The following is a 25,763-nucleotide window of genomic DNA, read 5'->3' as shown; positions in this document are numbered from 1 at the left end:
CGGCTGAGCGCCGCCGACAGCGACAGCTCCGCCTTCGATCAGCGTTGCTCAACCGTGATCGACGACTCACCACAACAGAACAGATGGCTCAAGTCGGATTAGCCGGCGATGCTTTGTGAGGTACTGAGACTAAGTCTGGAAGGGTTGTGGACGCTTCTGCAGTTCTACTCGGTCGTTTCGGCGCTGACAGAAAGCCTATGACCGATAAGATGACTGCTACTGGTATGCCGGAGTGCCAGAACTGTGGCAGCCACGTCACAGACGTCTACGTCCGTGTATTCACCCCGGACTCTATCGACGAGCCACGTGTCTGTCCGAACTGCGAAGACATGACTCGCAGCCGCGAAGGAATCCGAGAGAAACGAACATGATGCAAGTCATCGGACATTACGCCATCGAAAGAGCCGATGGATGGCCCTTGATAGATAGCACCTCACAGTATTATTAGCCCAGCGGGGTGTCGGGCTTCGTGAGTGAACGACGTTTCTGAACTTGTTTTCTCGGCTGTTTCACCAAGACCGTCAGATCAGCAAGTGGTAGTAATTTCGAAGCGAGCACCGCCGTTCCGTCCGTTTGCTGCCGAAATCTTCCAACCGTGTCGACTGGCGACTTCTTCGACGATACTGAGCCCGAATCCCGTTCCCTCGTCAGCAGTTGTATAGCCTGCTTCAAACACGCTTCCACTCACTGATTCGGGGAGTCCAGCTCCATCGTCGGCAACGTAGAACCCGTCTCCGGTATCACCGACCGTTACTGTCACGTCTGAACCGCCGTGCTCAATCGCGTTCCGAAGGAGGTTCATCACGAGTTGACGGAGTTGATCGCGGTCGGCCTTGACAGTCCGTTCCGTCTCAATTGTTAGTGTTGCCGTCGTCTCCGGGAGTGTCTCCCAGCAGGATTCGACAAGCTCCGGCAACCAGACGGGCTCCAAGTCCATCGCTTCTTCGCCTGCTTGCGCGAGCGCCAGCAAATCCTCGATTAACGCATCCATGCGGCCTAGCGCGTGGTCAATCTCGTCGATGTGGTCGCTGTCGCAGTCCTCACGCAGTAACTCGAGACGCCCCTCCGCAACTTGCAATGGATTTCGCAGGTCGTGGCTCACCACGCTCGTGAACCGGTCCAAGCGTTCGTTCTGCTGGACGAGCTCGCGTTCGCGTTGCTTCTGGTCGCTGATGTCGCGGTCCATCGCCACAAACCGGTCTTCCCCATCCAAGTTCAGACGGATGAGATGCACCTCGATGGGGAACGTCGACCCATCCTTTCGTTCGAGTTCGCCCTCAAAGCGGTGTGGGGTATTCGGTGGGAGCGTATCCCAGAACGACGACGCCCGACCCGGGTCGGCTGTTGGGTCGATGTCCCAGACCTTTCGTCCGAGAAGTTCTGATTCGGTATAGCCGAGTTCGTCACACAGCCGCTGGTTAACATCCCGAATCACACCGTCGATGTCGTGGACTGCGAACATGTCCGGCGAGTGTTCGAACACCGCCTCCAACCGTGCGCTGTGGGACTGCAATTGTTCCTCGTACTGTTTACGTTCCGTAATGTCATCTTGGAACCCAACGAAGAGGTCGATCTCTCCGTCGTCATCGAATAGCGGTGCGACGCGGACGCGGTTCCAGAACTCAGTGCCGTCCTTCCGGTAGTTCCGTAACTCGACGGTTACCGATTCCCGATTGTCGATCGCAGTCCGCAATTTTTGAACTGGTTCGTCAGCAGTCGCGTCGCCTTGGAGGAACCGGCAGTTTCGGCCGATAACGTCGCGTTTCTCGTAGCCAGTGAGTTCCGTGAATTCGTCGTTCGCGTAGATGATTGGGTTATCCTCCTGATGGGGGTCGGTCAGGAGGATCCCGACAGGCGCTTCGTCCATCGCTTGCTCTTTTGCAGACAAATTCGTCGTGTCTGCGTCAATCGTTGGTTGTGGACTGAGCGTGCAGATCAGTGACCTATCCTCCGTGTACGAGAGCGTATGTTCGATGTTGAGTTCGGCACCGTCCTTTCGGACGAACGTCGTGGTCCCGTGCCAGCGGCCGTCGCGTGCTTCCGGGAGGAGCACGTCGTAGACGGCATCGACATCGTCGTCGTGATAGAATGTTTCCCAGTGGAGACCGATGATCTCCTCCCGGGTGTAGCCGAGCATTTCTGCACAGGCAGTGTTCGCGTATTCGATATAGCCATCTTCGTTGAGGATACTGATGCCGTCCTGTGCGGTTTCGATGGCTTCGAGGCCACGATTCAGGTATCGCTCAGCCCGATATCCCTCGGTAGCGTTCAGAATCCGATTGGCGAGGACGCTATACTGTTCCGTGCCACCGGTTTTCTGGAGGTAGTCGGTGACACCTGCGCTAATCGCTTCGCTGGCGATCTCCTCGCTACCTTTGCCGGTGTAGAGAATAAACGGTAGGCCCGGGTGAGTATCTCGCACACGTTCGAGGACGTCCAGTCCATCCAAGCCCGGCATATCGTAGTCACTGACGACGCAATCAACAGAGCAATCATTTTGCTCAAGGACCGCGAGGGCGTCTCTGGGATCGGTCTCAGTGTGGACAGTGAACGCTTCGTGTTCACGTTCGAGAAACGTCGCAACGAGATCGGCAAAGCTCGAGTCGTCATCGATGTGGAGGACTTCCACCGTCTTCGCATCCGGAAGGAATGTCGAATCCGGATGGCTGCCATCGTCACCGGTCATACTCTTGGTTCGTGCGTGAAGTGGTATCCGTCTTACTAGTTAGTCTCCGTTTGTACCCTGATTTGAGGGATGGATTGTAAATTCTATGTGAGCGGGGAGTGACTGGCTGTAGCGTCGAGGTGAGCAACAGACAGGTTGCAAACGGCAGTTGCGGGCCAGTTTGTTATTCGCTCGGTGAATTTGGGGGTTTACCCATTCGCAGGCGTTTATCGAACGTAGAACGCCCAGTCGTGACCTATCTCGTCACTTGTACGCTGTGTGAATTCCAGCGCGAGATTGACGAATTAGAGGCTGTGTTCGAGTTCCGTGACACGCACCAAGCGAACTACGGCGATAAGCATATCATTGAGTTCGAACAAAAGGAGCCATCCACTGACTGATGAACAGTAGAATCGGAGGAGTAGGTACCGAAACATTATCAGTAGACGCTAACGCGGCTTCTTTATTCAGAAAGGATACTGAAACTGGAGCAGCTGAATCGATAAGTGGGTTTGCGGACTGACCAATAGCAAAGCGAGTCAATTTGAGACGCGCAGTTGCGTTCGATACCTACGGAGCAGCACAATTGGTGGCAGTCCAAGAATGACTGACAGCACCAGCAACACGAAGACCAGTGGCGGCCACTCTCCCGGCGGACGCCATGCCCCGCCCGGATACGCACCAGTCAGAAATATTGCGGTCCCTGCGGTGAGGAGTGCTGCGGCGGAGAGTCCCACGTTCAACACGGCGATTGATTGAGGTATCCTCTGTGGTGGCATTCTTACGCGGTGTTGATCTGGGGTTAGTCGTCTACGGTGCCAGCACGGTATTCCGAGGATTGTGGTGACTGGAGGATTGTCATCGCTTGTGAGACGAACCCGGCAAGCCGGCGGGCAGCATCCCGGTCGAGCGAGACAATCGTGCCAACCTCTGGCCCTTCCGGGAAGTGGAGAATAACGCCGCCCTCGTGGACTTCTGAGGTCGCGTGTACCTCTCCAAGTGGCGGATAATCTTCTTCTCGAAGCAGTGGCTGGTTCTGGCGGGCGCGCTTGACAATATCCGGGAGTTCATCACGCAGCCGTTGGCTTGCCACGTCATCGCGGACGTACAGCGGTTCCCAGTTGTCGCGCTCGTAGTAGAACGCCGACCGGTAGGACGCCCTGGCACGCTGCTGAATGAATCGATGTAGCTTCCGGTGGCGTTCCTCAATCATCACTCTGGACAGTGACTTGACGCTGTTTTTCCTCGGGGCGAGTTGATGGGGTCATGGTGTGTTCAACTGATGGTCACGATGAGGTAGGAACTCCCGTCCTCGGTGTAGAGGTCACGGATGGAGACGCGCGAGAAGTTCAACAGCCGAATGAAATCGGCGTTGGCGGTTGTTTCTGGATGGATTCGGATTGTGAGGGTGCTGTTGTCGGTGTCTACGAGTTCGAGTCCCGGTGATTCCACGACGCACTCCGTGAAGTTACTGACCCGAACGTCGTTGAGGGACTGCCCGCCAAGCAGTGTTTCGAGAATCCTCACAACAAGCAAGTCTAGCGTGAGAATAGGTTAACTATCTGGTGGCTATCGATTGTCACCATGGTTTGGAACAGCCGCTCAGTAGGGGTACGCTCTCGGTGTTATTTCTCCAAAAGGGAGAATTTAGTGCCGTCACAGTTAGGGCAGGAATTATAGCGTTTTGGCTGAGGTGATTCATCCTCTGAAGCGAAAAACACGAATCCACAATTTCGACACTCACAGTATCGCATTATCGGGACATACGCACAACTCACCCCCGACTGACTTCAATCAATTGTGATAATTCCCGTAACAACAGTTCCGCTCTATGCCCTTCGAACGCCGAAAATACCAGTCAGTCGGGGGCTTGGTCACTCTCCTCGATGAGTTTCCACTCGAAAACGTGGTTTTTCGCCGTAGGTGGCTTGATGGGTGTCGCGGAATTCGAATACATCTGCTAATTCGGCAATCTCTCGCTGGAAGTCGCACAGCGTGCAGGCAACGATATAGGGCACTATGATCGGACTATACGTCCTTAAGGTCGCTGTCCGGATAAACCCATCCGCCCCTACCAGACTCTATTCGGCGTCAACAATTTTGACCAAGGTAATCACCCGTCAGTCTGTATGTAGCGGCTGTTTCAGGTTTCACTCTGAATAGAGAAATCGTATTGGCAACTGCTGTTGTTCATTCATTAGCTTCGGGGGTGAGTGTGTTGAGTCGCCAGGTGAAAATGGCCCGTAGTACCACGACGAGGCTATTGCGCTCGCCCATTCCCCAGATGGCCGTCTCGTGGATGCTATCCGTCGCTTCTTGGTCGGTCAGGACACTTACAAGTGCGGTTCGTTCGTCGGTAATGAGCAGGCTTCCAGCGCCTTCCTCGGACCACGCCCACAGTGTTTCAAAGAGTTCAGCCGAAGGAATCCGCTCCTGAATCTCGGCCTGTGCGGAATCAGACAGACCCGCAAGATAGATGTCAACACCACGCTCTTCGGCCGCCTCCAAATGATCAAGGTGGTCCTCGGTCAGAAGTTCGTCGACGGTCATATAGATGAGTTCGTCGTCAGCGTCGTCAATGAATTCGAGAAGTCGACTAGTGACACCCTCGTAGCCCGTGACCGTCCACACCCCGAGTTCTTCGGGCTGCTGGGTGGCGGGTTCGAGGTCTTCGAACAGCTCACTCAACTCCGTGATGGTGTTCTGCCGTTGGAGGTTGAGCTTTCGGAGGGCGCTTTCTCGCGAGACTGGCGTGAATTTCTTCGGCGACGTGTGTTGGATGTCAACCAATCCAGCCTCATGGAGGGCGTCAACGGCGTCATAGACGCGAGTTCGGGGTACATCGCCGATCTCTGCGACATCTTTTGCGGTGCCAGTCCCGAGGCGGAGGAGATAGACGAACGTAGAGGCTTCGTACTCGGTGAAGCCGAACTTCTGGAGTAGAGTAGAACACTCGTATTCGAGTTGCTCGGTTGACTTTCCCGCCATACGCCCTCGTAGAAGATACCACCCGAAAAGCAAAGCGGCCGTTCACCCCTGCCGGTCCGTAATGTCGCGCTGGAAGCCGACAAAGTTCGTGACCGTCCCCGTCTCGTCGGTGATAGGAAAGATCTCGAGGTGATTCCAGAATAGCTCGCCGTCGGCGTCGTAGTTCCGAATGTCCGTCGAAATCGATGCTCCAGCATCAATTGACTCGCGCAGGTTGGTGACTGTTTGAGGGTCTGTTTCATCGCCTTGCAAGAATCGACAGTTACGTCCTAGGACCTTCTCTTCGTCGTACCCAGTTAGTTCTTCGAAGCCTTCGTTCAGGTAGACGATCGGGTTGTCGTCTTCCAGAGCATCTGTTATCACGATGCCTAAGCCAGCTGCGTCAAGTGCTCGGTTCTTTAGCGCGAGTTCGGCTTCGAGTTCGTCATTCTGGTCGAGTTCTTGGACGATACAGACATGGCCACCGCTATCCATCTGTGTGAGGACGAGCCGCTCCGGAACTGGCTCACCCTGTTTTGTGATGCCTGTCGAAATACCGCGCCACACTCCCTCAGTTTCGAGCTCTGGGAGAATTTCATCGTGGAAGCGGTCGGTCTCCTCCGGTGGGTACAGCATATCCCAGTGCTCCCCGATTAGTTCGCCGCGATCACGGTCATACACTGCTGCGTACGCCTCATTCATATACTGGTAGACGCCGTCGTCGTCGATGATACCAATCCCTTCCTCGGCGGATTCAATCGCGAGAAACCCGCGCTGTACCTGTGTCTCCGCCCAATGCTTCTCGACAAGGTTCTCAATCTTATTCGCGAGAACGGGATACTCTTCGGGGCCACCCTTCTGGAGGTACTCGTCAACACCAGCGGTAATAGCTTGGCTGGCGATCTCTTCGCTTCCCTTGCCGGTGAACAGAACAAACGGAATATCAATACCCGCCTCGCGGAGTGCGTTCAGCAGCGCTAAGCCATCCAACCGTGGCATATCGAAGTCGCTCACGATACAGTCGTACTCCCCACCCTGGAGTTCGTTGAGTACATTTGTTGGGTCAGTGAGCGTCGTCGTTTCGATATTGTCGAGTTCTCGCTGCAGGAATGCTGAGGACATCTCGACCAGCGATTCGTCGTCATCAACGAGAACCACCGACATGAGCTGATTCCCTCCGTTAAATGGAGGAATTTCACTGAGAGCCGAGGGCGGCATAGACTGGACACGTTGCCGGAGGGTAATAAATTGAGTCTAGTAGGATAGAATTATTGACTATTTATTAAGAGTGATTAAAAGAAACAAGGATAAAATATAGGGGAATATCTTTTCACTCTCTATGTTAAAGGACTGGCTATGGCGGCCTCCATTCGAGTGCTGCATGTCGATGATGAGCCGGATTTTGCGAGTCTCACGGCCGAGTTCATGGAACGAGAGAGCAGCCGCTTTGATGTTGTAACTGAAACGGTAGCCACTGACGCGCTGGCCCACATTCGGAATGACACTCCAGACTGTGTTATCGCAGACCACGACATGCCCTCGATGACAGGGATTGAGTTGCTCACCGCAGTTCGCGATGACTACCCGGATCTTCCATTCATTCTCTTTACTGGGAAGGGCTCCGAAGAAATCGCGAGCGACGCGATCTCGGCTGGTGTCACGGACTATCTCCAGAAAGAAAGTGGCACGCAACAATACACGCTACTCGCCAACCGGGTTGAGAATGCTGTCGACCGCTATCTGTCACAGCAAGCCGTGCAAGAACAGAAACGCCGGCTCGAAACGCTCGTCAGTAACGTTCCTGGGCTTGTGTACCGGTGCCGGAACGAACCGGGATGGCCGATGGAAGAAGTGGCCGGGGAGTGCGAGCAGCTTGCAGGGTATCCTGCCTCCGAGCTCGAATCCGGCGCCGTCTCATGGGGCGAGGACGTACTCCATCCAGACGACCAGAGACCAGTCTGGACAGACGTACAGACTGCACTCGACGACAGCGAGCCATTCGAGACAACGTATCGAATCGAAACAGCTGACGGGCAGACCAAGTGGGTCTGGGAACGTGGTCGGAGTATTACGAACGCCGACGGCGAGGACCGCATATTAGAGGGGTTTATCACGGATATAACGGAGTCGAAGCGGCGTGAGAGACGGTTTGAGGCGATTTTCAACAACACCTACCAATTTACTGGACTCCTTGAGCCAGACGGGACAATTATTGAGGCAAACGAGGCCGCACTCTCGTTTGCAGGCGTTGACCGAGACGATGTGGTTGGCCTCCCGCTCTGGGAGGGTGCATGGTTCCAGTCGAACAAGCAAGCCCAACAAATTGCTCGTAACGCGGTTAAGACGGCACAGCGCGGTGAGTCATTCCGAGATGAGATCACAATTCGTGGCGAGAACCAGGACGCGATTATCGATTTCTCGGTGCGACCAGTCATCAATGAGGCTGGCGATGTCACGTTATTAATACCGGAGGGGCGCAACATCTCGGAGCTGAAGGAGCGTGAGCAGACCATGCGCCGACAGGAACAGCAGTTTGACGCGATTTTCAACGATCCAAATCTCCTCGTCGGCCTCCTTGACGTCGACGGGACAACACTCGACGTAAACCAGACTGCGCTTGACTACGTTGAGGGGACACGAGCGGAACTCATCGGCGATCCGTTCTGGGAAACGCCGTGGTGGACCGAAGACTACCAAGCAACGGTCAAAGAGTGGGTGGCGACTGCAGCAGAGGGGGAGTACGTCGAGTACGAAGCAACGCATCCGAAAGGAGACGGTGGAACAGCGACAGTGGAGGGGCAATTTCGGCCGGTTACGGATGCTGATGGAGCGGTAATTCGTATTATCGCATCAGCGACGGATGTGACGGAGCGGCGACGACGAGAACGGGAATTGGAACGGCGTAACGAACAGTTTGACCGATTTGCGAGCTTCGTTTCACACGACCTGCAAAGCCCTATTTCAACGGTTCAAGGACGCCTAGAGTTAGCTCTGGAAACCGGAGACAAGGAACACGTCGAACGTGCTGGGGAGGCAATCGAACGTGTCGATGACCTTCGGACAGATCTCGTGACAACATTACGGACCGGAGAGATAATCTCGGAAACCGCACTTGTTGATGTCGGGTCTGTCGTTGAGGATGTCTGGACGACAGTTGATCCGCCACAGGAAGCGGCTGTCACAGTCGCCAGCGACATACAAATTGACGCCGATCGCGACGCACTCCAGCGGATGCTCGAGAACCTTCTCGGGAATTCCATCGAGCACGGTCCAAGCGACGTGCGGATTCGTATCGGAGCCCTCGAGGACGGATTCTACTACGAAGACAGTGGTCCCGGAATCAACCCCGACCATCGAGACCGCGTGTTCACTCCCGGATTCTCCACGAAGAATGGTGATGAGGGGATTGGGATGGGGATGGCGAGCATTCGCCAAATCGTGTTGGCTCACGAGTGGGACATCCAGATTGACGATGGAATACACCTCGATGGTGTTCGATTCGAAATCGTATCCGAAGACTCACTCTGATCACTCGTAGCCTGGACTTTATCCACGGTTCCCACACTGAGAAACTGTGAAGAAGTGTTAAGCATACTTCCGTGCCTAGGCTAACAACGAATGGAATCCCCTCCACCGCACGCCACTGCTGGTGATTTCTATCAGACGCTTGTTGAAAACGCTGCTGAGGGAATGCTGACAATTGATGAGGAGAGCAAGATCGTGTACGCGAACCCGGCGATTGAGGAGATTCTTGGCTACACACCTGCTGAGTTAATCGGTAGTTCGAAGATGAAGATCATTCCAGAGCGCCTGGAGCCAGTGCATGCTGCCGCGCTTGAGTCATACGTCAGAACCGGAGAGCGCAACATCGACTGGGATGGGATGGAACTGCCCGCGCTTCACAAGGATGGCCACGAGGTGCCGACGCTGATCAGTCTCCGCGAGCACGAACACGACGGCGAACAGTACTTCACGGGCATTATTCGAGATATTACGGAGCGGCGACGACGTGAGAATCAATTAGAAGCGCAAAAAGACCGGTGGAATGATTTCGCGGACATCCTTACACATGATATTCGGAACCCGCTCTCGGTCGCCCAGGGGTATACTGAACTCGCACAACAGAACCACGACAGTCCAGAACTAGAAAGAGTTGCAGAGTCGCTCACTCGGATTGATAATCTCGTTAATGACGTCCTTGCCCTCTCGAAGGAGGGACAGTATATTGGTGAGGTTGAGTCAGTCGAGATTCAAGACAGTGTTCGGGAAGCCTGGAAGAGCGTTGATACGCAGGAAGCGACAGTGAAAATCGAAGATGAACTAGGGGTAATTACGGCTGATAAAAGCCGGTTTCGGGAGCTGCTTGCGAATCTCTTTCGCAATACGATCGAGCATGCTGGCAGTAATGCCACCGTTCGTGTGGGCAGCCTATCTCCCGAGGCGGGTGTATATATCGCAGATGATGGGCCAGGAATTCCAGAGTCACTTCGATCAGAGATTTTTGCACACGGGTATTCAACAAGCGAGGAGGGAACCGGCTACGGGCTCTCAATCGTGGCTCAAATTGTTGAGGGGCACGGATGGGAGATCGTCGTGACCGAGAGTGCCTCAGAGGGAGCACGGTTCGAAATTACGTGGTAACTACTTACTTCTGGAGTTGAAATTTGGTCGAGAGCAGAATCAATCGTGGTCGTCAACTCGAGGGAGTCAAAGAAGCGGTTTCTAGGAGGTAGTTGAATTTGTCTCCAGCACTCTTCGTCAAGATCCAATAGGTGCCACGCTGTAGCAACCGCTGGAAATTCTGGTAGCTACCCCTCGCCGACGACGTCGAGGAGGTCCCAGTGGAGCTGGGCGATATCTTCTGCGACGTCGCTATCGCGATTGATCTGGTACATGGGGCTGCCGCTGACCGTTCGGGTCTGTTCGACGACGCCGAGGGCTTCGAGGTCGTCGATGTGGTCGTAGACGGTCGTGCGGTGCAGGCCGGCGAGGTCAGCGATATCGGTGACGTTGACGTCGACGTCGCTCTCGCTGAGCAGTGCTGCGATGATTTTCGTTTTCGCCGATTCTCCGAAGAGCTTTGTTAGTGCGTGGCCTTCAGCGTAGGTTTCGTTCTTTGTTTCGAGTTCCATTTTGATTCCCCGTCACGATTTTCCCCTACCCGGGTCGAGACGGGGCAGACCAGTCGTCGCAGCACCTACCAGTCAGTCCGGCCGATTATACTCCCACCAAACTGCGTTTCGTCAGCTAGGCGGTTGTGTCCAGTGTTCTCCCGTGGATGTGCTGAGTGGCATACTCGCTACTACTCGATTGAAACCTATAAAACCGGGACTGCTTTACCTACTTCTCACGAATACATATTGAGATGGCTCGGCTCGTCTTCTATCATCACCCACAGGCCGAGAATTTCTCACTCAAATATAGCTCGGCATCGGTGGCAGAAATCCTGTCTCAGCGAGAGCAATCCGACGAGTCGACAAAGCTCATCGGGTATCCCTTTGAAACACCGGTCTATGTGCTCTACGAAGGCGATTCAGAGATCGAATCAGCCCAAGACATCGACTTCGATCAGGAATGGCTGAGCGACCGTATTCGTGATCTCCCCCGTGCTGGGCAGGTTGTCGCATTCCGATTAGTGGAGTTGCTCGAAGCCGCGGTCGATGTTCGAGATGAGGATGAGTTCCGGCTCTACAAGGAGTTCGAACCGCAAAAGATCCAGCAGGCACTCGATCACGTCTCCTGGGGAGCACCACTTCCGACCGTCGCTGGAGAGGTGATGTCGAATTTGATCCTACGACATTCCCTCCCGAATGCGAATCATCGAACTGGCATCGCGATGCTGCAGTTCTGTATTGAGAGTGTGGAGCCGGATTTTGAGATGCCACGAACGCACGTCGACGACGATACCTGGCGAGAGTGGGTTGATCCTTATATTGTTGATTCTAAGCGGCTCATCACGGTCCGCCGGAACAACCTCCGTTTCAAGCAACTCGAAGAGCTGAACGTCGACCTCGTCGAACGGAAAGACGGAATCCAAATCCGATTAGCCGAGTTCGAGCTGGATATGCACTGGCGAGAAGCCCTCTCAGAGTACGCTGAGCAGCACGAATCCCACTGTACGGACTTTGCACAGTCAGTTCTCGAACGAGCAGAGCGGGACGATCTGCTCGACCGTCAAGGACCAACGAAACAAGAGTTCATCACGTATCTGGAGGACGGACTGGTCGAACGGGACTTCAGAGAAATGTTCTGATCAGTCGCGAAGCTCGGCGACTGACTGACCAACCTCACGGACGTGTTCACTTCGCTCGAGGTCGAGTTCCTCGGCGAGGTAGTCAACCGTCTCTTCGAGGCTCATATTGGAAAGAAGTCCGTCAAGCGGTATAAACCTAGTGCTGACGCAGCAATGTAGCCCATCAGACGAGCGTCTGTGTATACCGAACTATGCACCCTTCGGGAAAACTGTGGAACCGGTGACCACGTAGCGATACCCACCGAAATTACGCAGTGTCGCCATTTGCTGTCCACCAACCGAACTCAATTGAAAGAAGCACCGAAGCGATCGGGAGCGTTTCAGTCTGCAGGTTGTGCGTCAGTCGCTGGTGTCCCGCCCGGAAGCTCGGGAATGGACAAGTCCACGCGGCGGAGCAGCTGAGCGTTGATGGCAACGATGACCGTACTCAGTGACATCAGGAGCGCGCCCACGGCGGGAGACAGCAGAATCCCGACCGGTGCCAACACGCCTGCTGCAAGCGGAATCGCGAACACGTTGTAGCCGGCCGCCCAGACGATGTTCTCCTGCATCTTCCGGTAGCTCGCCTTACTGAGCTTCACCAGCCGGGCGACGTCCATCGGGTTGTTCTGGACGAGGATGACGTCGGCCGACTGGACCGCAACGTCGGTGCCGCTCCCGATCGCAATGCCGACGTCGGCTCGCGTCAGCGCCGGCGCGTCGTTCACACCATCGCCGACCATCCCCACGAGCTTGCCCTGGTCCTGGAGTTCCTGTACTTTCTCGTCTTTGTCTTCGGGGAGGACCTCCGCGAACACCGTGTCGATGCCCAGTTCGTCGGCGACGGCGTTGGCGACGTCCTGGGAGTCCCCCGTCAGCATCGCCACCTCGATACCCAGATCGTGGAGCGCGTCGACGACGCGGAAACTCTCCTCGCGGATCACGTCGGCCATCGCGAAGGCGGCAATTAGCTCTCCGTCACGAACGAGATACACCACTGTCTGGGCGTTCTGTCCGGCCTCGTCAGCGAAGCGCTGGAGATGGTCGGGGATCTCGCTATCGAGCTGGGTCAACAGGTTCGGCCCACCGACGTACACCTCGTTTCCGTCGACGTTCGCGCGAACCCCTCGGCCTTTGATCGCCTCGAAGGCGGTCGCGTCGGGAGTAGTTAGGTCTCGCTCGTCGGCGGCCTCGCGAATCGCTCGCGCGATCATGTGCTCGGAGTCGCTCTCGACGGCTGCCGCCAGCCCGAGCGCGTCGTCCTCGTCGACGCCGTTGACGGTCGCCATATCCACGACGCCGTGTTCGCCCTCGGTAAGCGTCCCTGTCTTGTCGAAGATGATCGCGTCCAGATTCCGTGCGTCTTCCATCGCGATGCGGTCGCGAACGAGCATCCCGTTGCGAGCGGCGAGCGACGTGTTGATCGCGACGACCAGCGGAATGGCGAGCCCGAGGGCGTGCGGGCAGGCGATGACGAGCACCGTCACGACTCGCTCGATGACGGTCGCGTCGAACGAGACCGCGACGGTCCACGCAATCGCCGTCACGACTGCCGCCCCGAGCGCGACGTAGAACAGCCAGCCTGCCGCCCGGTCGGCCAGTACCTGCGTCTTGGACTTGCTCTGCTGGGCTTCCTCGACGAGACGCATGATGCCCGCCAGCGTCGTCTCCTCGCCCGTCGCGCCAACACGGACGCGGAGACTACCATCGCCGTTGATGGTGCCGCCGATGACCTCGTCGCCAGGCTCCTTCGAGACGGGCTTGGACTCGCCAGTGATCATCGACTCGTTGACGTCCGAATCACCTTCCTCGACGGTGCCGTCAGCAGGGACACTTGCGCCCGGCCGGACGAGCACGAGATCGCCTTCCGAGAGCTCCCTGACGGGAACCTCCTCGGTTTCTCCGTCGTCGGTAATACGCTCGGCGGTGTCTGGCATCAGTTTCGCCAGTTCGTCGACCGCGCTGGAGGCCCGCCGGACCGACCGCATCTCGATCCAGTGGCCCAGCAGCATGATGTCGATCAGCGTGACGAGTTCCCAGAAAAACGCAGACTGCGTCGGGAAGACCACGCTCGCGAGACTGTAGACGAACGCGACGGTGATCGCCATCGAGATCAACGTCATCATCCCCGGCGACCGGTCTTTCAGCTCCGGCACCGCCATCTGGAGGAACGGGACCCCACCGTACGCGAAGACGATGACGGCGAACACCGGGTTGATCCACTCGCTCCCCGGGAACGTGGGGACGGAGAAGCCGAGCCACTCCTGCAGCATTTCGCTGTACAGGAGGACGGGAACCGACAGGAGTGTCGAGACGAAGAAGCGTCGCCGGAACATCTGCTCGTGGCCTTCGTGCATCCCGCCATGGCCCTCGCCGTGTCCCTCGTGGGAACCGTGGCCGTGCCCGTCGCCCTCGTGGCCGGCGTGTTCGTGCTGTTCGTGGGACGCCATCTCACCTGCCGCAGCAGGGTGAGCCTCCTCCTCTAGTAGCTCCTGTTCTACCCCTTCCTCGTCAGATTCCGCGACCGCTTCATCGTGGTCGCCGTGTTCGTGCTGGTGACTGGTGGTGTCCTGCTGGTCCTCTCCGCCCTGGGAATTCTTAGCTGTATCTTTGTGGTCGTCCATAGATCATGTTCTCTATTGAGGTGGTTCCGCCGGCTTCCTGAAAGTTCGGTCCCTGAAACCGTACAACAGGGTCAAGGTGGGCAAACTCCGAAGAGAACGGTGGACCGTTCACCCAGGAGCGTGATGTGCTATCCCCAGAGATACACTACTTAGGCGTGGGCAGTGTAACCGGCGTCTTCGACAGCCTCAACGAGGACCGAGGCGTCGGCGTCACCATCCACCTTCGCCTGTTCAGCTTCCCGGTCTGCGGTCGCGTCGGTCACGCCAGGTATCTCTTGAAGCGTTTCTTCTACTGTCTGTTCACAGTGGCCACAGGTCATCCCCTCAACGCTGATGGTCGTCGTCATACGTATGAATGTATGCCCTCCTCCCTTTAGCGGATTTCTCCTTCGATAGGCTGGTATGAGGTTCGGTTTGACTTTAGAATCAAAACAGAGATGGTCGTGATTCTTTAGTTACTCGCCAACGGCGTGCTACTATGCGCGACTTGGACGAAACTGACCTCGAGATTATTCAGCTACTGATGTTGGACGCTCGTCGACCGTACAGTGAGATCGCAGATGTTGTAGACCTCTCAGCGCCAGCTGTGTCGGACCGAGTCGAACGGCTACAAGAGATGGGAATTATTAATCGGTTCACGCTTGACGTCGATCGCTCACAGCTCCGCGGCGGAATTCCGGTCCTGATTACGCTCGATGTCGAATCAGCCAGCCATAGCGCTGCATCGATCAAAGACGATCTCATCGACGAAGGCGCCATCGAACACGTATTTACCACTGCCGAAGCGGACCTAGTCCTGTACGCCAGAGTTCCAGATACAGACATCGCAAGCTGGCTTGCGGATACCATCGACACCGGAGCAGTCGACGACTTTGAGGTAACGCTTCTCGCAGGCGCTAACTGGGCACCAGAATTGGGGGAAACGGAGTTCGCGCTCTCCTGCGCTCAGTGTGGAAATACAGTTGACAGTGAAGGAACAGCCACCCGCATCGATGGAGAGCTGTACCAGTTCTGTTGTCCATCGTGTGAGGCTCGGTTTGAGGAGAAGTACGAGCAACTCCGAGAGGGGGCTGACTGATTCGGGATTACGCACCGCGCTTCATAATTTCTACCACGACTTTGGTCGTTGGAGAAGTCACTCGACGTCTGTCGCCTGATAGAAGACCAGCACGCCGATTACGAGGAGGCCGACGGTATATGCGACGGCACCGCCGAAATCCCACACGTCGATGCTCGACGTGAATGCCGCGTCGAAGAGCGCGTTCGTCGCGTAGTGGCTCGGCAGTAGTTTCGTCCACTCAGGCGCGTCAGTCGCGAGCGGATTCTGGAACAGGAGGACGTCGACCATCGGCGAAAACAGCATCACGTACACCCCGCCCAGTCGACCCAACACGATGCCGACAACAACGCCGAGGATACCGTACGTGAGCCCGACCAGCAGCGTCGCGGCGACGAACGGAACGGTCGATTCGGGCGTAAACGCGAACACGGCGACGACAACCGACGCCATCGTGACGACGACGATCCCGAGTCCGAGCGTACCGACCCGTGAGACGACGAGGTCAGTCGCAGTATAGCCGGCCAGCCGGAGCCTGTCGTCGGCCGCTTGCGACGTCTGGACGAGGAACAGTCCGACGATACCCGAGAGGATGGCGACAGTAACGGGCGTCATGAACGCCGCCGCGAAGTCCGTCATGGGGACAGCGACCCTCGTTCCGTCAATCGTCGCGGGGACGTCGACATCCGGGACGAGCAGGACGAACGCGCCGATGATGTACGCCGGCAGGAACACAAGCAGCGCCAGGAGGACCGGCGTCCGGCGGAACTCTCGAACGCCCATCCGCACGGCGGTCGTGACACGGCGGTTCATCAGGCGTCACCTCCTGACTCGAGCTGGTACGTGTACGCGGCGACGCTCAAGAGGGCAAATAGCGAAAGGTGGCCGAGAGCCGGGACGAGGTGTCCGGTCGCTAGCGCGCCCTCGACGACGGCCTCCGTCACGATGGCGTGCGGGTGCGCGAGCGGTGCGAACTGCGTGATGCTATCCTCGATGCCGAACAGGCCGCTCGCGAACACATTGTCCACGTCGGTCAGGATGACTAGCAACAGCGAGCCCTCGAGTTCCCTCGGGAGCACGCTGCCGACGACGATGCCGAGCAGGCCGTATATGGCACCGGCTATCGCGAGCCCTCCGAACGCGGCGAGCGGTGCTCTAATCGGGTCGTCAACGAGGACAATCAGAGAGAGCGTGGCGACCACACTGACGACGGCGCTCGCGACGGCGACGGTCGCGAACCGTGCGGTGACGAGTTCGACGCCGCGAAAGCCACAGATAGCGAGTCTGCGGTCGGCGTGCCGGGCGCTAATCATCTGGAAGAGGCCGAGGACGCCCGCGAGCGCGCCGGTGGCGAACACGGCGCCGGTGATTCGTCCGACTGTCGCGACCGACCCGCTCACCGCGAAGACCCCTACGTCGGGAAACTGCCCCATGCCGATCCCGTAAATCTGGATCGACAGCGCCGGCAGGACGACCAGCAACACGACGGTGAACGGCTCCCGGACGAACGAACGCGTGCTCGCTTGGATGCCCGCCAGAGTCCGGTGAACGGTGCTCATTCGCTTTCCTCCTGTCCGGCGGTCGCTCGCTGACCGCTCCCGGCACCAGCCTCGTCGATAAATGAGGCGGTCCGCTCGCAGGCGACGTCGTCGTCTGTTGGCTCCGAGCTGAGGCCATCGTCGTCGCCGATCTCCTGTCTGTGGAGGTGGCCTTCGTGGAGCTCGTAGACGACGTCGAACCGGTCGCGCTCGTTGATGATGTGAGAGATGATGGCGACACCGACGCCGCGGGTGCGAAGCTCTTCAGTTAAGTCCCAGAAGGCCAGGAACGTCTCCCAGTCGAACCCGGTGTACGGTTCGTCGAGGAGGAGGAGGTCGGGCTCGTGCATCAACGCGACCGAGAGGTTGACTTTCTGCCGGTTCCCGCCGCTGAGGTGGCGGATCTGCCTGTCACGGAAGCGCTCGAAGTCCAGCACGTCGGTCAGCCACGCTCTGGCGTCGACGATCTCGTCGTCGCTCATCCCGTAGGCAGTTCCGAACAGTTGGAAGGTCTCGTCGACGGTCAGCCGGTCGTACAGCCGCGGCTCCTGCGGACACCAGCCGATAGGGCCCGCCCGTTCAACCTCGCCGGCGTCATGGTCAAGGACACCGGCGAGGATGCCCATGAGCGTCGACTTCCCGCTCCCGTTCTCGCCCATTATCCCGACAACCTGTCCACGCTCGACGTGGAGGGTCGCGCCGTCGAGTACTTCGACGGATCGGGTGAACGGGAGGATAGAGTCGTAGGTCTTCTCGACGCTGTTCGCACTAACGACGGTGTCACCAGAACTGTCCGCGGTACCTCTGGCGTCGTCACCCTTGGAAGCTCCGTTCATCACATTCGTATGTACGGACACATGTTCTAATGCGATTTCGCTTAGGAAACCCCAGTATCAGACCGCACAAAAATTATATCCAAAACGAATGGCCGTTTACTAATTTCGTAATCCAGATCATGCCACAGCTGTGGTTCCGGCGTCAGGACCGTTAATTCACCAATCATATCACCGTCTCGCTGAGGGAGACAAGCTTGTGAGCATCCACTCCATCAGCTACAACTCCGTAATACCTCGCTGAAGGCCCGGCTCAGATTCCAAATCTCTCCCCCGGATACAACCATGGAATCGAAAGACCAACACACGAGACAGCCCGCGATAGAAGCCACAAGCGCATTAGGAAGAGGACCCGTATCATAGAACACCTCGATAATGGACAGATCAGATTACGCGATCCTCACGGTCATCGCCGTAATCACTGTCACCATCGGCCTCGTGACGACCAACCAATCCCTCGGGACGTTCTTCGCGGAGAGCGCGCGGCAGGCCGCGACAACGACCGCCGCGATGGCGTGGATCACCTGGTGGGCGCTCGTCCTCGGGTTCGCTATCGCCGGCGGCGTTGAGGCGTGGGTATCGACCCAGCAGATCTCGGAGCTGCTCGAAGGCCACGGTCCGCGATCGCTCGGCGTCGCTACGTTCTTCGGGTTCGTCTCCTCGTCGTGTTCGTACTCAGCTATCGCTACGGCAAAGAACCTCTACAAGAAGGGAGCGTCCGCGGCGGCGGCGCTAGCAGCGTTCCAGTTCGCCTCAACGAATCTCGTCATCGAGATCGGGATCGTCATCTGGCTGCTGCTCGGCTGGGAGTTCCTGCTTGCCGACATCATCGGTGGGCTGCTCCTCATCGGCCTGATGTCGGTCGGCTTCGTCTACGTCGTTCCCGACAAGATTCTCGACGAAGCACGCGAGAATGTCACCGACGACGAGGGGATCACCGTACAGGACCCCGTCTGTGGGATGGACGTCGATCCCGAGGAGACGGACTACTCCATCGAACACGATGGCCAGACGTACTACTTCTGTTCACAGTCCTGCAAGGACTCCTTCGACCCGGAAGCGGCGAACACCTCTATCCCGGAGAAGGCGACCTCATGGTCGGGGTGGAAGTCGCTCGCGGACAAACAGTGGAAAGAATGGGCGATGTTGTGGGATGAAATCGCTATCGGGTTCATCTTCGCCGGCCTCATTGCCGGGTTCATCCCCGAATCAGTCTGGACGAGCGTCTTTTCCGGAGCCACGTTCGGCTTGCCGGTGTACGTCCTCTGGACGGCTGCGCTGGGGGCGATTATTGGTGTCGTCACCTTCGTCTGTTCGGTCGGGAATGTCCCGTTCGGCACCGTTCTCTGGACACGGGGGCTGCCATTCGGATCGGTGCTCTCGTACATCTTCGCTGACCTCATCGTCCCCCCGATCATGAAAGCCTACGACGAGTACTACGGAACGACGTTCGCGGCGGTTCTGTCTCTGATGATCTTCGTCGCTGCAGTCATCGTCGGGTTCGTGATTCACTTCCTCTTCCTGAGCGTCGGCCTCATCCCCTCGCGGGCTGCCGCCGAGGCTGCCGAGGTATCCATCGAACTCAACTACAAGCTCGTATTGAACGTCCTCGCGACTGTGTTCTTCCTGTTCCTCTACTGGCTCCACAATCAGGATTCAGTCGGCGGCGGGGAACGCAGTAGTGAAGACCACGCGACGATGATGAACTGACCCTTGGCCAGCTGTCGATGGCAGGTAGGATCAGGTATCGTTGTGGCGCTCTCTGTACGTCTTCGCTGCTAAAAAGACGTATAGTGCGCCGATAGCCCGAACGGCCGATTTGAATCGCTCGTTCCATTCGATCGACTCCGGACGCTCGTACAGGAACGCGGTGGCAAATCTCCGATACAGATCGGGAAACAGGAGGACGATCGCGCCGAACAGGCCGGTAAGATTCATTAGCCACGTGTATGCCCGCCCGTTAAAGAGGGAAATCGCAGCTATCAGAACGCCCTCCGACCGGACTGCTGGACGTACCCACCCTCTCACCGTTCCCTCGCTTGGATTCGCAATCGCGAGTTTCTCGAAGAGCTCGACGATTTCGTCCGGGAACAGCGCTGAGAGAGCGCCAAGGACACCCACGAGTGTTCGAATCATACGATATGGTAGGACCGGTACGGACATAATTCCCGCTGCGGTCCTACACTGGCGAGAATAAGGGGAGTCCGAAGAATAGTGGCTTCTAATCGGGAACGACGCCCAGAGGCCGCTTTTCGAATGAACGTCCCGAATCCTCAGGGGTTCGGGGCATACAGAGCGTAGAGGATCGACAGCATCCCGGCGGCGGTGACGAGTGCTGCGACGAATCCCGCTTCGAAGATAGACACTTGGAGGAGTTCGAAGAGAACGCCTTCGAGAAGGCCGCCCAGCCCGACCAGCGCGAAGCCAGCGGCGACGTACAGCAGGAACTGTGTGTGATGCCGTTGGTATCCGCGATAGGCCTGGTAGGCGATGACCAGCGCCAATACGGTCGTGAACAGCTTGCCAATGACGAATAACGTGTGTTCCATGAGTCAGTCTCCCCGCATCTCCTCGAATATGGACGTGATCCGGTCGGCGGGGTCCGGCCGGACATCGATCTGGACATCGAACCCCTCCGCCTGCAGGAGGACTTCGACGCGTTCGAGGCGTGCCTCGTACTCGCTGTAGTGCCGGCCACCGGGATCGACGTGCGTGTACTCCTCGAGGAGGCCCTGCTCGACGAGGCTGGTGACACGCCGCGAGACGGTCGGGCGTGACATGTCGCATTCCTCGCTGAGTTCCTTCGCAGACAGTCGGTCAGTCTTCGTCGCCACGAGGATGTCGCGGGCGTACTCGTCGTCGAGCGTCGCGAAGATGTCCGACGGGTCGGCCTCCTCAGTCACACGTCCGTACTCGCGACAGGAGGGTAATATAGTCCCCCGGTTTTCTGACTCAGAACGCCGGCTCGCTATTATATCGTCTTACTCCGCCTACTGATAGTTGAAGGTGCAATAATTATGTCCACACTCGACTCCGGCATGAACCAGCTCGAGAGCAGAGTCGGCGGCCTGACCGTCGGCGGGAAAGTCCACAGCCTCAGCGCGTGGTTCGTGCTCGCGCTCCGGCTCATGATGGGGTACGCGTTCGCGTACTCCGGGTTCACGAAGATCACCGGCGAGTTCGCCGCCGGCGGCTACCTGTCGAACGTCGCGGCGACCAACGGCAACCCGCTCGCGGGCATGTTCGCGTGGATGGGTAGCACGCCGTGGTTCGTCGAGTTCGCGAACGTCGCCGTGCCGTGGGGCGAGCTGTTCATCGGCCTCGGCCTGCTCGTCGGCGCGTTCGTCCGCCTCGCGGCGTTCTTCGGCGCGCTCATGATGCTCATGTTCTACTTCGGGAACTGGGACATGGGCCACGGGTTCATCAACGGGGACTTCGCGTACATGCTCGTGTTCCTCGCGGTCGCCGCGTTCGCCGCGGGCCGCATCCTGGGCCTCGACCAGTACATCGAGAACTACGACGTCGGCGGCGAGACGCTCGTCGAGCGCTACCCCGCCCTCGAATACATCCTCGGCTAACCACGCCGAGACCTTTGGGAGTACAACAATGCAAAATCCAATTCAAGCACGCGGGATTCGTTCTCTGGGACTCATCGTCGTCGGAGCGCTGGCTCTGGCCGTCGTCGCCGGAATGGCGCTAACACACGCGACTGTCCCAGATGCAATGATGTGGGGCTGGCACGACGGGATGTGGAACGACGGCCACATGGCCGAATGGGGTAGCTGGGGCTGGGGGATGATGCTGTTCGGGCTCCTGTGGATGGCACTCCTCGTCGCCGTCCCCCTCGGTTTCATCTACTGGCTGGGAACGCGGTCGCAATCGAACGGCCCCGCTGAGGATAGCGCACTCGCCGTCCTCCAAGAGCGGTACGCCCGTGGCGAGATCGACGACGAGGAGTTTGACCGCCGTCGCGCCCGTCTCACACCAGATGATGGACGGTAACGGACGGTCGTTCCCTACTCGCTGACTTCGGTTTTCACGACGGTTGCCGGACGCGTCGTCAGCCGAAGGACGCGGTCGGTGACACTTCCGAGCAACGCACGATATTCGTCCGGCCGGCGTTTGGTACCGAGCACGAGGAGATCGGCGTCACAGTCGTCTGCGTGGTCCACGATGGTCTCAGCGGGGCGGCCATGTTGCATTGCCGTCTCGACATCGACATCGGTTTCTGCGGCTCGACGTCGGAGTTCGGAAAGCGTCTCCTCGCCGTGTTCTTCGAGACCGTGTTCGGGACCTTCGGCTTCGTCGACGTACTCGTCCCCGCTGTACGCAGTTACGACATCCTCGTCAACGACGTAGAGCACATGGAGGACTGCGTTGTGAGCGGCTGCGAGCTCGAGTGCATGCGTTTCAGCATCTTCAGACGCAACAGTTCCATCGGTCGACAGGAGAATTCGGTCGTACATTCAGTCAGAATTCAAAGGCGGGTATCATAAATTCGGCTTCCAATTCTCTCTGCTCAAGAGTCACGGTAGCGTGTTCAGTATTGCCGCGTCAGCGGATGTGTCCAAGCACGACTGACGTACTCAATCGAGACTGTGAACCATCAACGAGCTGTCCGTCAGTGGTCGTGCCCCTCCATCACCATCGGATGCCCGGTGGCGTATTCGTCCGGGTTTTCCCCGAAGGTCTCCTTGCAGGTCTGCGAGCAGAAGTAGTACGTCTCGCCGTCGTGCGTCGCCGATGGCTCGCTGTCGTCAGTCCGCATCCCACAGACGGGGTCGCGGTACTGGCCGGGCGCACCGAGACCGCGACGATAAACATACAGCAGGAACCCGGAGAGCGCGAACGCGATGAGGTTGAGATAGAACGTGTAGTTGAGTTTGAAGTACGTCTGCTCCGTCGCCGTCTCGCCGCCCGCCAGATCCGGAACGATTCCCAGCGCGTCGAACAGCAGCTCCATGAGGAAGCCAGTGAACGCCATCGTCACGAAAAAGACGCCGAGGATGTACAGCATGATCTTCCAGCCGTAGTACTTCCGGTAGACGTTCAGCACGGGAATCGTGATGAGGTCAGCGTAGACGAACGCGATGATCCCGGCGAAGCTGACGCCACCGCCCCACAGCGCGACGGCGAACGGGACGTTGCCCATACTGCCAACGAAACTGAGGACGGCTATGGTGACACCCATAATTGCGTTCTCGGCGGTCACGAGCAGGCCGTCGCCCTGAATGAACAGCGTGTTCCACACCCACTGCGGGACGAAGACGATGACGAACCCCGAGATGAGGAAGCCAGCGACGATGTCCTTCCAGATCATCGACCACTCCTTGCGGTACTGATTCCCGACTTTGTACCAGCCACCCCACGACAGCAACTCGTCACGCCACCCACCGCGACTCGACATCTCCTGGCGGTAAGTCTCCATACACCCCTCCGAGCAGAACTTGAGCGTCTCACCGCCGTCAGTCGTAAGCGTGTACTCGTCTTTGCCTTCCATCCCGCAAGTTGGATCCTCGGTGACGCCCGCCTCGTGATCGCGCTCGTTGAGCGTCTCTCGCACCTCATCGAAGAGGTTCTCCGGAAGCGTGAGATGAACGATGACCGCCATCACGGCGATGAGGATGAGGCCGCCAAGTAACTCTGCGACGAGGAACTCCCACCCCAGCAGAATCAGGATCATCAACCCGAGTTCGACGATGAGGTTCGTCGACGCGAACATGAACGCGAGGAAGTTCACCGCGTGCGCCCCCTTCTTGAACAACCCCTTCCCGATGGCGACGGCGCCGAAACTACAGCCACTACTGGCCGCGCCGAACGCAGTCGCCTTGGTGAGCCCGCTCAGATCGCCATCGCCGAGGACCTGCGCCATCCGCTCCTTGGAGACGTAGACTTGGACGAGGCTCGTGATCGTGAGGCCCATGATGATCGCCCACGCTGCCGTCCAGAGGAAGCCCACTCCGATACGTAGAGCTTCGGAGATGGCATCAATCATCGTCGCTACCATAGGTATCAGTTCGAAGGGATCATCTATTGCAGTTTTCCTTCAGATAGTTTGGGTCAGAGCCGTGGTGAGTAGGTATTCAAAAGAATTGTGGCGGGTGGAACACGTAGGTCAAAGGCACAACCGCATTGAATAGTTAGTGCGTAGTATAATCTGAGAACCCCAACTCAGGGAGGGATCACAATATGCCGACAAATTCAGACGATACGCGACTTGTTACGCTCCTCCTCGTTATCATCGGTGCCGTCTTCATCGTCCCGTTGTTCTTCATGGGCTTCGGGATGATGGGGTTTGGTCCGATGATGAGCGGGATGTGGGGCGGTCACATGTGGGGCGACGGGACGATGCCTGGCTGGATGTTCATCGTCGACATCGTGATGCAGCTGCTGTTCCTCGCTGCCCTCGTCGGTGGTGGGTACCTCATCTATCGCGCAGTTACGGGAGCTGCGAGTGATTCGGACCAGGCACTCGAAGAGCTTCGGCTTGCCTACGCTCGCGGGGAGCTGACTGACGAGGAATACGAACAGCGACGCGAAGCACTCGAACGAGATACCTGATTACGACGAGACATCAAAGCTGAAGGATGACCGGCTACCCCGACCACCGTCAACAGTCTCCCCGTCCGCAACTTCCAGCGTGGCTTGACCGATACACGACGGTGGGGTTATACGGGCTCCTCATCGGGACTGGACTCTGTCTGGTCGCGTTCCTCACGAATCCCGTTCCCGATCCCTCGTTCCCGTGGGCGACGCTGCCCGAGTCTCTACGATTACCGATTGCACAGCCCCGGATCGAACACTGGCCGGTGACCTACACTATCGGTATCTGGCTGTGGATTATCGGCTTTCCCGCGCTGTTCCTCGCTGGCTATAGACGATTCGGAGACTGGATGCCGTTCGGAACACCGATGTGGCTTGCTGGACTTCCGGCGCTCGCGATGCTCAGCTGGACGACATACTGCCGGTTTTTCTGGCCGAAGCTTCATCCGCCGACCTGGAACGCTCCCTCCTACACGGTCGTCTGCTGGCTATACTGCTCCTCGTACAACGTGCTCTGGAGTAATCTTGCCTATCTGATTGCGTTCGTCGGCGTCGCCGCGACAGTTCTAGCTGTGCGACGCCGGCACGTAGCCGGATACATCCTACTCGGGTTCGGAGTCTTCGCACTTCCCCTCGGATTGCCAGCTGTGTATGAGGGATATCGCCGGATAACTAAAACACACGGTGAAGTGAGGCCTTGACAGCGGTACAGGGCGCAAGCTCAAGAATCTCGGTGCGCACGAACGAACGCCCGGCGGAGGACAGTCAGGAGTACGTAGGTTTCGTACTTCTGGGTCTGACAGTGCTCACACGGCTGCATATCTGCGACGATCTCCGCTATCGCGTCGTCGTGGTCTTCTGTGAGAGTATCGAGTGAGTCCCTGATCTGGGGTTGAACGGCCTCGATCATCTCCTCAACAGCGTCATCAGCTGACTCTGGCAGCGAGTACGAGAGGACGATCGTATTCGCGTGGTAGTACTTCGTCGTCCCACCGCGCCCTTCCTCGAAGCGGACGACGTCGACGAGACCGGCATCCCGTAACTCGTTGATGTGATGACGAACCGTGTTCTCCGTGCGGTCGACGCCGCGGTCCTCCAAACGGCCGTGGACCTCAGTTGCGGTCAGCGCCTCCTCGGAGAGGATATCGAGGATCATCGCCCGCATCGGTTCGTCGATGGCGTCCGAAACCCGGGTGTCTCGCACCGCGATGTCCTCAAGCCGGTGGTCGGTACCGGAACTACTCATACGAGAACTGAGTATGAGCAGGCGGGAAAAGCTAGCGGGACGCTGCTTAGAACTCAGG

27 protein-coding genes and 1 pseudogene are annotated in these 25,763 nt (G+C 57.8%); 10 read left to right on the top strand and 18 right to left on the bottom strand.

Going from position 1 to position 25,763, the window contains the following annotated elements:
- The first annotated feature begins 224 nt into the window (after window positions 1-224).
- A complete protein-coding gene (locus LPA44_RS15745; protein ID WP_230890452.1) occupies window positions 225-371 on the top strand; it encodes a DUF7563 family protein in 147 nt (48 codons plus the stop codon).
- Window positions 372-526: 155 nt separating this feature from the next.
- Here the strand turns inward: LPA44_RS15745 and LPA44_RS15740 are convergent, their stop codons facing one another.
- The 5 genes from LPA44_RS15740 to LPA44_RS15720 form a co-directional block, all read right to left on the bottom strand.
- On the bottom strand, window positions 527-2,686 hold the full coding sequence (locus LPA44_RS15740; protein ID WP_230890451.1) for a PAS domain S-box protein: 2,160 nt from the start codon (window positions 2,684-2,686) through the stop codon (window positions 527-529).
- Between the two features lie 781 nt (window positions 2,687-3,467).
- Window positions 3,468-3,878: a hypothetical protein gene (locus LPA44_RS15735; RefSeq protein WP_230890450.1), complete on the bottom strand. Its 411-nt coding sequence runs from the start codon at window positions 3,876-3,878 to the stop codon at window positions 3,468-3,470.
- 62 nt (window positions 3,879-3,940) lie between these two features.
- Window positions 3,941-4,192, bottom strand: a complete 252-nt coding sequence (locus LPA44_RS15730; RefSeq protein WP_230890449.1) for a hypothetical protein — start codon at window positions 4,190-4,192, stop codon at window positions 3,941-3,943.
- A gap of 663 nt (window positions 4,193-4,855) precedes the next feature.
- Window positions 4,856-5,653: a TrmB family transcriptional regulator gene (locus LPA44_RS15725; protein ID WP_230890448.1), complete on the bottom strand. Its 798-nt coding sequence runs from the start codon at window positions 5,651-5,653 to the stop codon at window positions 4,856-4,858.
- Between the two features lie 42 nt (window positions 5,654-5,695).
- Window positions 5,696-6,850 (bottom strand): PAS domain-containing protein, encoded by a 1,155-nt coding sequence (locus tag LPA44_RS15720; RefSeq protein WP_442903407.1) that lies wholly within the window; start codon window positions 6,848-6,850, stop codon window positions 5,696-5,698.
- Between the two features lie 138 nt (window positions 6,851-6,988).
- Between LPA44_RS15720 and LPA44_RS15715 the strand changes: the two genes are divergently transcribed.
- Complete coding sequence (locus LPA44_RS15715; RefSeq protein WP_230890446.1) at window positions 6,989-9,160, top strand: PAS domain S-box protein; 2,172 nt, start codon at window positions 6,989-6,991, stop codon at window positions 9,158-9,160.
- A 90-nt stretch (window positions 9,161-9,250) separates the two neighbouring features.
- The gene (locus LPA44_RS15710) at window positions 9,251-10,273 is read left to right on the top strand and encodes a two-component system sensor histidine kinase NtrB (RefSeq protein ID WP_269070354.1); all 1,023 of its coding nucleotides are present in this window, start codon (window positions 9,251-9,253) and stop codon (window positions 10,271-10,273) included.
- Here LPA44_RS15710 and LPA44_RS15705 read toward each other — a convergent pair.
- Window positions 10,270-10,389: pseudogene (locus tag LPA44_RS15705) on the bottom strand (IS630 family transposase); the annotation flags it as partial. The gene LPA44_RS15710 and the pseudogene LPA44_RS15705 sit on opposite strands and share 4 nt — an antisense overlap.
- Window positions 10,390-10,440: 51 nt before the next feature.
- On the bottom strand, window positions 10,441-10,764 hold the full coding sequence (locus LPA44_RS15700; protein ID WP_230890445.1) for a winged helix-turn-helix domain-containing protein: 324 nt from the start codon (window positions 10,762-10,764) through the stop codon (window positions 10,441-10,443).
- 233 nt (window positions 10,765-10,997) lie between these two features.
- Between LPA44_RS15700 and LPA44_RS15695 the strand changes: the two genes are divergently transcribed.
- Window positions 10,998-11,885, top strand: a complete 888-nt coding sequence (locus LPA44_RS15695; RefSeq protein ID WP_230890444.1) for a hypothetical protein — start codon at window positions 10,998-11,000, stop codon at window positions 11,883-11,885.
- 320 nt (window positions 11,886-12,205) lie between these two features.
- Here LPA44_RS15695 and LPA44_RS15690 read toward each other — a convergent pair whose 3' ends face one another.
- Both LPA44_RS15690 and LPA44_RS15685 read right to left on the bottom strand, forming a co-directional pair.
- Window positions 12,206-14,488, bottom strand: a complete 2,283-nt coding sequence (locus tag LPA44_RS15690) for a copper-translocating P-type ATPase (protein ID WP_230890443.1) — start codon at window positions 14,486-14,488, stop codon at window positions 12,206-12,208.
- Between the two features lie 149 nt (window positions 14,489-14,637).
- Window positions 14,638-14,835, bottom strand: coding sequence for a heavy-metal-associated domain-containing protein (locus LPA44_RS15685; RefSeq protein ID WP_179908285.1), 198 nt, complete (start codon window positions 14,833-14,835; stop codon window positions 14,638-14,640).
- Window positions 14,836-14,966: 131 nt separating this feature from the next.
- Here LPA44_RS15685 and LPA44_RS15680 point away from each other — a divergent pair, with 131 nt between their 5' ends.
- Complete coding sequence (locus tag LPA44_RS15680) at window positions 14,967-15,566, top strand: AsnC family transcriptional regulator (protein ID WP_179908284.1); 600 nt, start codon at window positions 14,967-14,969, stop codon at window positions 15,564-15,566.
- Window positions 15,567-15,623: 57 nt separating this feature from the next.
- On the opposite strand, the gene LPA44_RS15675 is transcribed toward LPA44_RS15680, so the two are convergent.
- From LPA44_RS15675 to LPA44_RS15665, 3 genes are read right to left on the bottom strand one after another with little or no spacing between them, the layout of a single operon-like run.
- The gene (locus LPA44_RS15675) at window positions 15,624-16,358 is read right to left on the bottom strand and encodes a hypothetical protein (RefSeq protein ID WP_230890442.1); all 735 of its coding nucleotides are present in this window, start codon (window positions 16,356-16,358) and stop codon (window positions 15,624-15,626) included.
- Complete coding sequence (locus LPA44_RS15670) at window positions 16,358-17,104, bottom strand: hypothetical protein (protein ID WP_230890441.1); 747 nt, start codon at window positions 17,102-17,104, stop codon at window positions 16,358-16,360. The genes LPA44_RS15675 and LPA44_RS15670 overlap by 1 nt, the downstream gene beginning before the upstream one ends.
- Window positions 17,101-17,919, bottom strand: a complete 819-nt coding sequence (locus tag LPA44_RS15665; protein WP_230890440.1) for an ABC transporter ATP-binding protein — start codon at window positions 17,917-17,919, stop codon at window positions 17,101-17,103. The genes LPA44_RS15670 and LPA44_RS15665 overlap by 4 nt, the downstream gene beginning before the upstream one ends.
- A gap of 372 nt (window positions 17,920-18,291) precedes the next feature.
- On the opposite strand from LPA44_RS15665, the gene LPA44_RS15660 reads away from it, so the two are divergent.
- Window positions 18,292-19,626 carry a permease gene (locus LPA44_RS15660; protein ID WP_179908281.1) on the top strand — a complete coding sequence of 445 codons (1,335 nt, stop codon included), beginning with the start codon at window positions 18,292-18,294 and terminating at the stop codon, window positions 19,624-19,626.
- 30 nt (window positions 19,627-19,656) lie between these two features.
- Here the strand turns inward: LPA44_RS15660 and LPA44_RS15655 are convergent, their stop codons facing one another.
- The 3 genes from LPA44_RS15655 to LPA44_RS15645 form a co-directional block, all read right to left on the bottom strand.
- On the bottom strand, window positions 19,657-20,052 hold the full coding sequence (locus LPA44_RS15655) for a hypothetical protein (RefSeq protein ID WP_179908280.1): 396 nt from the start codon (window positions 20,050-20,052) through the stop codon (window positions 19,657-19,659).
- 137 nt (window positions 20,053-20,189) lie between these two features.
- On the bottom strand, window positions 20,190-20,465 hold the full coding sequence (locus LPA44_RS15650; protein WP_230890439.1) for a DUF7521 family protein: 276 nt from the start codon (window positions 20,463-20,465) through the stop codon (window positions 20,190-20,192).
- Between the two features lie 3 nt (window positions 20,466-20,468).
- Window positions 20,469-20,819, bottom strand: a complete 351-nt coding sequence (locus LPA44_RS15645; RefSeq protein WP_179908278.1) for an ArsR/SmtB family transcription factor — start codon at window positions 20,817-20,819, stop codon at window positions 20,469-20,471.
- Window positions 20,820-20,933: 114 nt separating this feature from the next.
- Between LPA44_RS15645 and LPA44_RS15640 the strand changes: the two genes are divergently transcribed.
- Window positions 20,934-21,494, top strand: a complete 561-nt coding sequence (locus tag LPA44_RS15640; RefSeq protein WP_058365957.1) for a DoxX family protein — start codon at window positions 20,934-20,936, stop codon at window positions 21,492-21,494.
- A gap of 28 nt (window positions 21,495-21,522) precedes the next feature.
- Window positions 21,523-21,918, top strand: coding sequence for an SHOCT domain-containing protein (locus LPA44_RS15635; protein WP_179908277.1), 396 nt, complete (start codon window positions 21,523-21,525; stop codon window positions 21,916-21,918).
- 14 nt (window positions 21,919-21,932) lie between these two features.
- On the opposite strand, the gene LPA44_RS15630 is transcribed toward LPA44_RS15635, so the two are convergent.
- Window positions 21,933-22,382, bottom strand: a complete 450-nt coding sequence (locus LPA44_RS15630; RefSeq protein WP_008364394.1) for a universal stress protein — start codon at window positions 22,380-22,382, stop codon at window positions 21,933-21,935.
- 155 nt (window positions 22,383-22,537) lie between these two features.
- Window positions 22,538-23,923 (bottom strand): permease, encoded by a 1,386-nt coding sequence (locus tag LPA44_RS15625; RefSeq protein WP_179908276.1) that lies wholly within the window; start codon window positions 23,921-23,923, stop codon window positions 22,538-22,540.
- A gap of 182 nt (window positions 23,924-24,105) precedes the next feature.
- Here LPA44_RS15625 and LPA44_RS15620 point away from each other — a divergent pair, with 182 nt between their 5' ends.
- Together LPA44_RS15620 and LPA44_RS15615 are read left to right on the top strand one after the other, a co-directional pair.
- Window positions 24,106-24,477: an SHOCT domain-containing protein gene (locus LPA44_RS15620; protein WP_179908275.1), complete on the top strand. Its 372-nt coding sequence runs from the start codon at window positions 24,106-24,108 to the stop codon at window positions 24,475-24,477.
- A gap of 26 nt (window positions 24,478-24,503) precedes the next feature.
- Complete coding sequence (locus tag LPA44_RS15615; protein ID WP_015299307.1) at window positions 24,504-25,160, top strand: hypothetical protein; 657 nt, start codon at window positions 24,504-24,506, stop codon at window positions 25,158-25,160.
- Between the two features lie 20 nt (window positions 25,161-25,180).
- On the opposite strand, the gene LPA44_RS15610 is transcribed toward LPA44_RS15615, so the two are convergent.
- The gene (locus LPA44_RS15610) at window positions 25,181-25,705 is read right to left on the bottom strand and encodes an ArsR/SmtB family transcription factor (RefSeq protein WP_006183491.1); all 525 of its coding nucleotides are present in this window, start codon (window positions 25,703-25,705) and stop codon (window positions 25,181-25,183) included.
- Window positions 25,706-25,763 lie beyond the last annotated feature (58 nt).

Source organism: Halobacterium sp. KA-4, assembly GCF_021028995.1.
In the GTDB taxonomy this organism is placed as follows: Archaea; Halobacteriota; Halobacteria; order Halobacteriales; family Halobacteriaceae; genus Halobacterium.
Note: the sequence above shows the minus strand (reverse complement) of the source record. Positions and strands in the feature narration are given on the sequence as shown.

What these genes read in the sequence shown, in the direction of transcription:
- LPA44_RS15745 (WP_230890452.1), top strand. Translation starts at nt 225, where the DNA reads ATGCCGGAGTGCCAGAACTGTGGCAGCCACGTCACAGACGTCTACGTC.
- LPA44_RS15740 (WP_230890451.1), bottom strand. Translation starts at nt 2,686, where the DNA reads ATGACCGGTGACGATGGCAGCCATCCGGATTCGACATTCCTTCCGGAT.
- LPA44_RS15735 (WP_230890450.1), bottom strand. Translation starts at nt 3,878, where the DNA reads ATGATTGAGGAACGCCACCGGAAGCTACATCGATTCATTCAGCAGCGT.
- LPA44_RS15725 (WP_230890448.1), bottom strand. Translation starts at nt 5,653, where the DNA reads ATGGCGGGAAAGTCAACCGAGCAACTCGAATACGAGTGTTCTACTCTA.
- LPA44_RS15720 (WP_442903407.1), bottom strand. Translation starts at nt 6,850, where the DNA reads ATGCCGCCCTCGGCTCTCAGTGAAATTCCTCCATTTAACGGAGGGAAT.
- LPA44_RS15715 (WP_230890446.1), top strand. Translation starts at nt 6,989, where the DNA reads ATGGCGGCCTCCATTCGAGTGCTGCATGTCGATGATGAGCCGGATTTT.
- LPA44_RS15710 (WP_269070354.1), top strand. Translation starts at nt 9,251, where the DNA reads ATGGAATCCCCTCCACCGCACGCCACTGCTGGTGATTTCTATCAGACG.
- LPA44_RS15700 (WP_230890445.1), bottom strand. Translation starts at nt 10,764, where the DNA reads ATGGAACTCGAAACAAAGAACGAAACCTACGCTGAAGGCCACGCACTA.
- LPA44_RS15695 (WP_230890444.1), top strand. Translation starts at nt 10,998, where the DNA reads ATGGCTCGGCTCGTCTTCTATCATCACCCACAGGCCGAGAATTTCTCA.
- LPA44_RS15690 (WP_230890443.1), bottom strand. Translation starts at nt 14,488, where the DNA reads ATGGACGACCACAAAGATACAGCTAAGAATTCCCAGGGCGGAGAGGAC.
- LPA44_RS15685 (WP_179908285.1), bottom strand. Translation starts at nt 14,835, where the DNA reads ATGACGACGACCATCAGCGTTGAGGGGATGACCTGTGGCCACTGTGAA.
- LPA44_RS15680 (WP_179908284.1), top strand. Translation starts at nt 14,967, where the DNA reads ATGCGCGACTTGGACGAAACTGACCTCGAGATTATTCAGCTACTGATG.
- LPA44_RS15675 (WP_230890442.1), bottom strand. Translation starts at nt 16,358, where the DNA reads ATGAACCGCCGTGTCACGACCGCCGTGCGGATGGGCGTTCGAGAGTTC.
- LPA44_RS15670 (WP_230890441.1), bottom strand. Translation starts at nt 17,104, where the DNA reads ATGAGCACCGTTCACCGGACTCTGGCGGGCATCCAAGCGAGCACGCGT.
- LPA44_RS15665 (WP_230890440.1), bottom strand. Translation starts at nt 17,919, where the DNA reads ATGAACGGAGCTTCCAAGGGTGACGACGCCAGAGGTACCGCGGACAGT.
- LPA44_RS15660 (WP_179908281.1), top strand. Translation starts at nt 18,292, where the DNA reads ATGGACAGATCAGATTACGCGATCCTCACGGTCATCGCCGTAATCACT.
- LPA44_RS15655 (WP_179908280.1), bottom strand. Translation starts at nt 20,052, where the DNA reads ATGATTCGAACACTCGTGGGTGTCCTTGGCGCTCTCTCAGCGCTGTTC.
- LPA44_RS15650 (WP_230890439.1), bottom strand. Translation starts at nt 20,465, where the DNA reads ATGGAACACACGTTATTCGTCATTGGCAAGCTGTTCACGACCGTATTG.
- LPA44_RS15640 (WP_058365957.1), top strand. Translation starts at nt 20,934, where the DNA reads ATGTCCACACTCGACTCCGGCATGAACCAGCTCGAGAGCAGAGTCGGC.
- LPA44_RS15635 (WP_179908277.1), top strand. Translation starts at nt 21,523, where the DNA reads ATGCAAAATCCAATTCAAGCACGCGGGATTCGTTCTCTGGGACTCATC.
- LPA44_RS15630 (WP_008364394.1), bottom strand. Translation starts at nt 22,382, where the DNA reads ATGTACGACCGAATTCTCCTGTCGACCGATGGAACTGTTGCGTCTGAA.
- LPA44_RS15625 (WP_179908276.1), bottom strand. Translation starts at nt 23,923, where the DNA reads ATGGTAGCGACGATGATTGATGCCATCTCCGAAGCTCTACGTATCGGA.
- LPA44_RS15620 (WP_179908275.1), top strand. Translation starts at nt 24,106, where the DNA reads ATGCCGACAAATTCAGACGATACGCGACTTGTTACGCTCCTCCTCGTT.
- LPA44_RS15615 (WP_015299307.1), top strand. Translation starts at nt 24,504, where the DNA reads ATGACCGGCTACCCCGACCACCGTCAACAGTCTCCCCGTCCGCAACTT.
- LPA44_RS15610 (WP_006183491.1), bottom strand. Translation starts at nt 25,705, where the DNA reads ATGAGTAGTTCCGGTACCGACCACCGGCTTGAGGACATCGCGGTGCGA.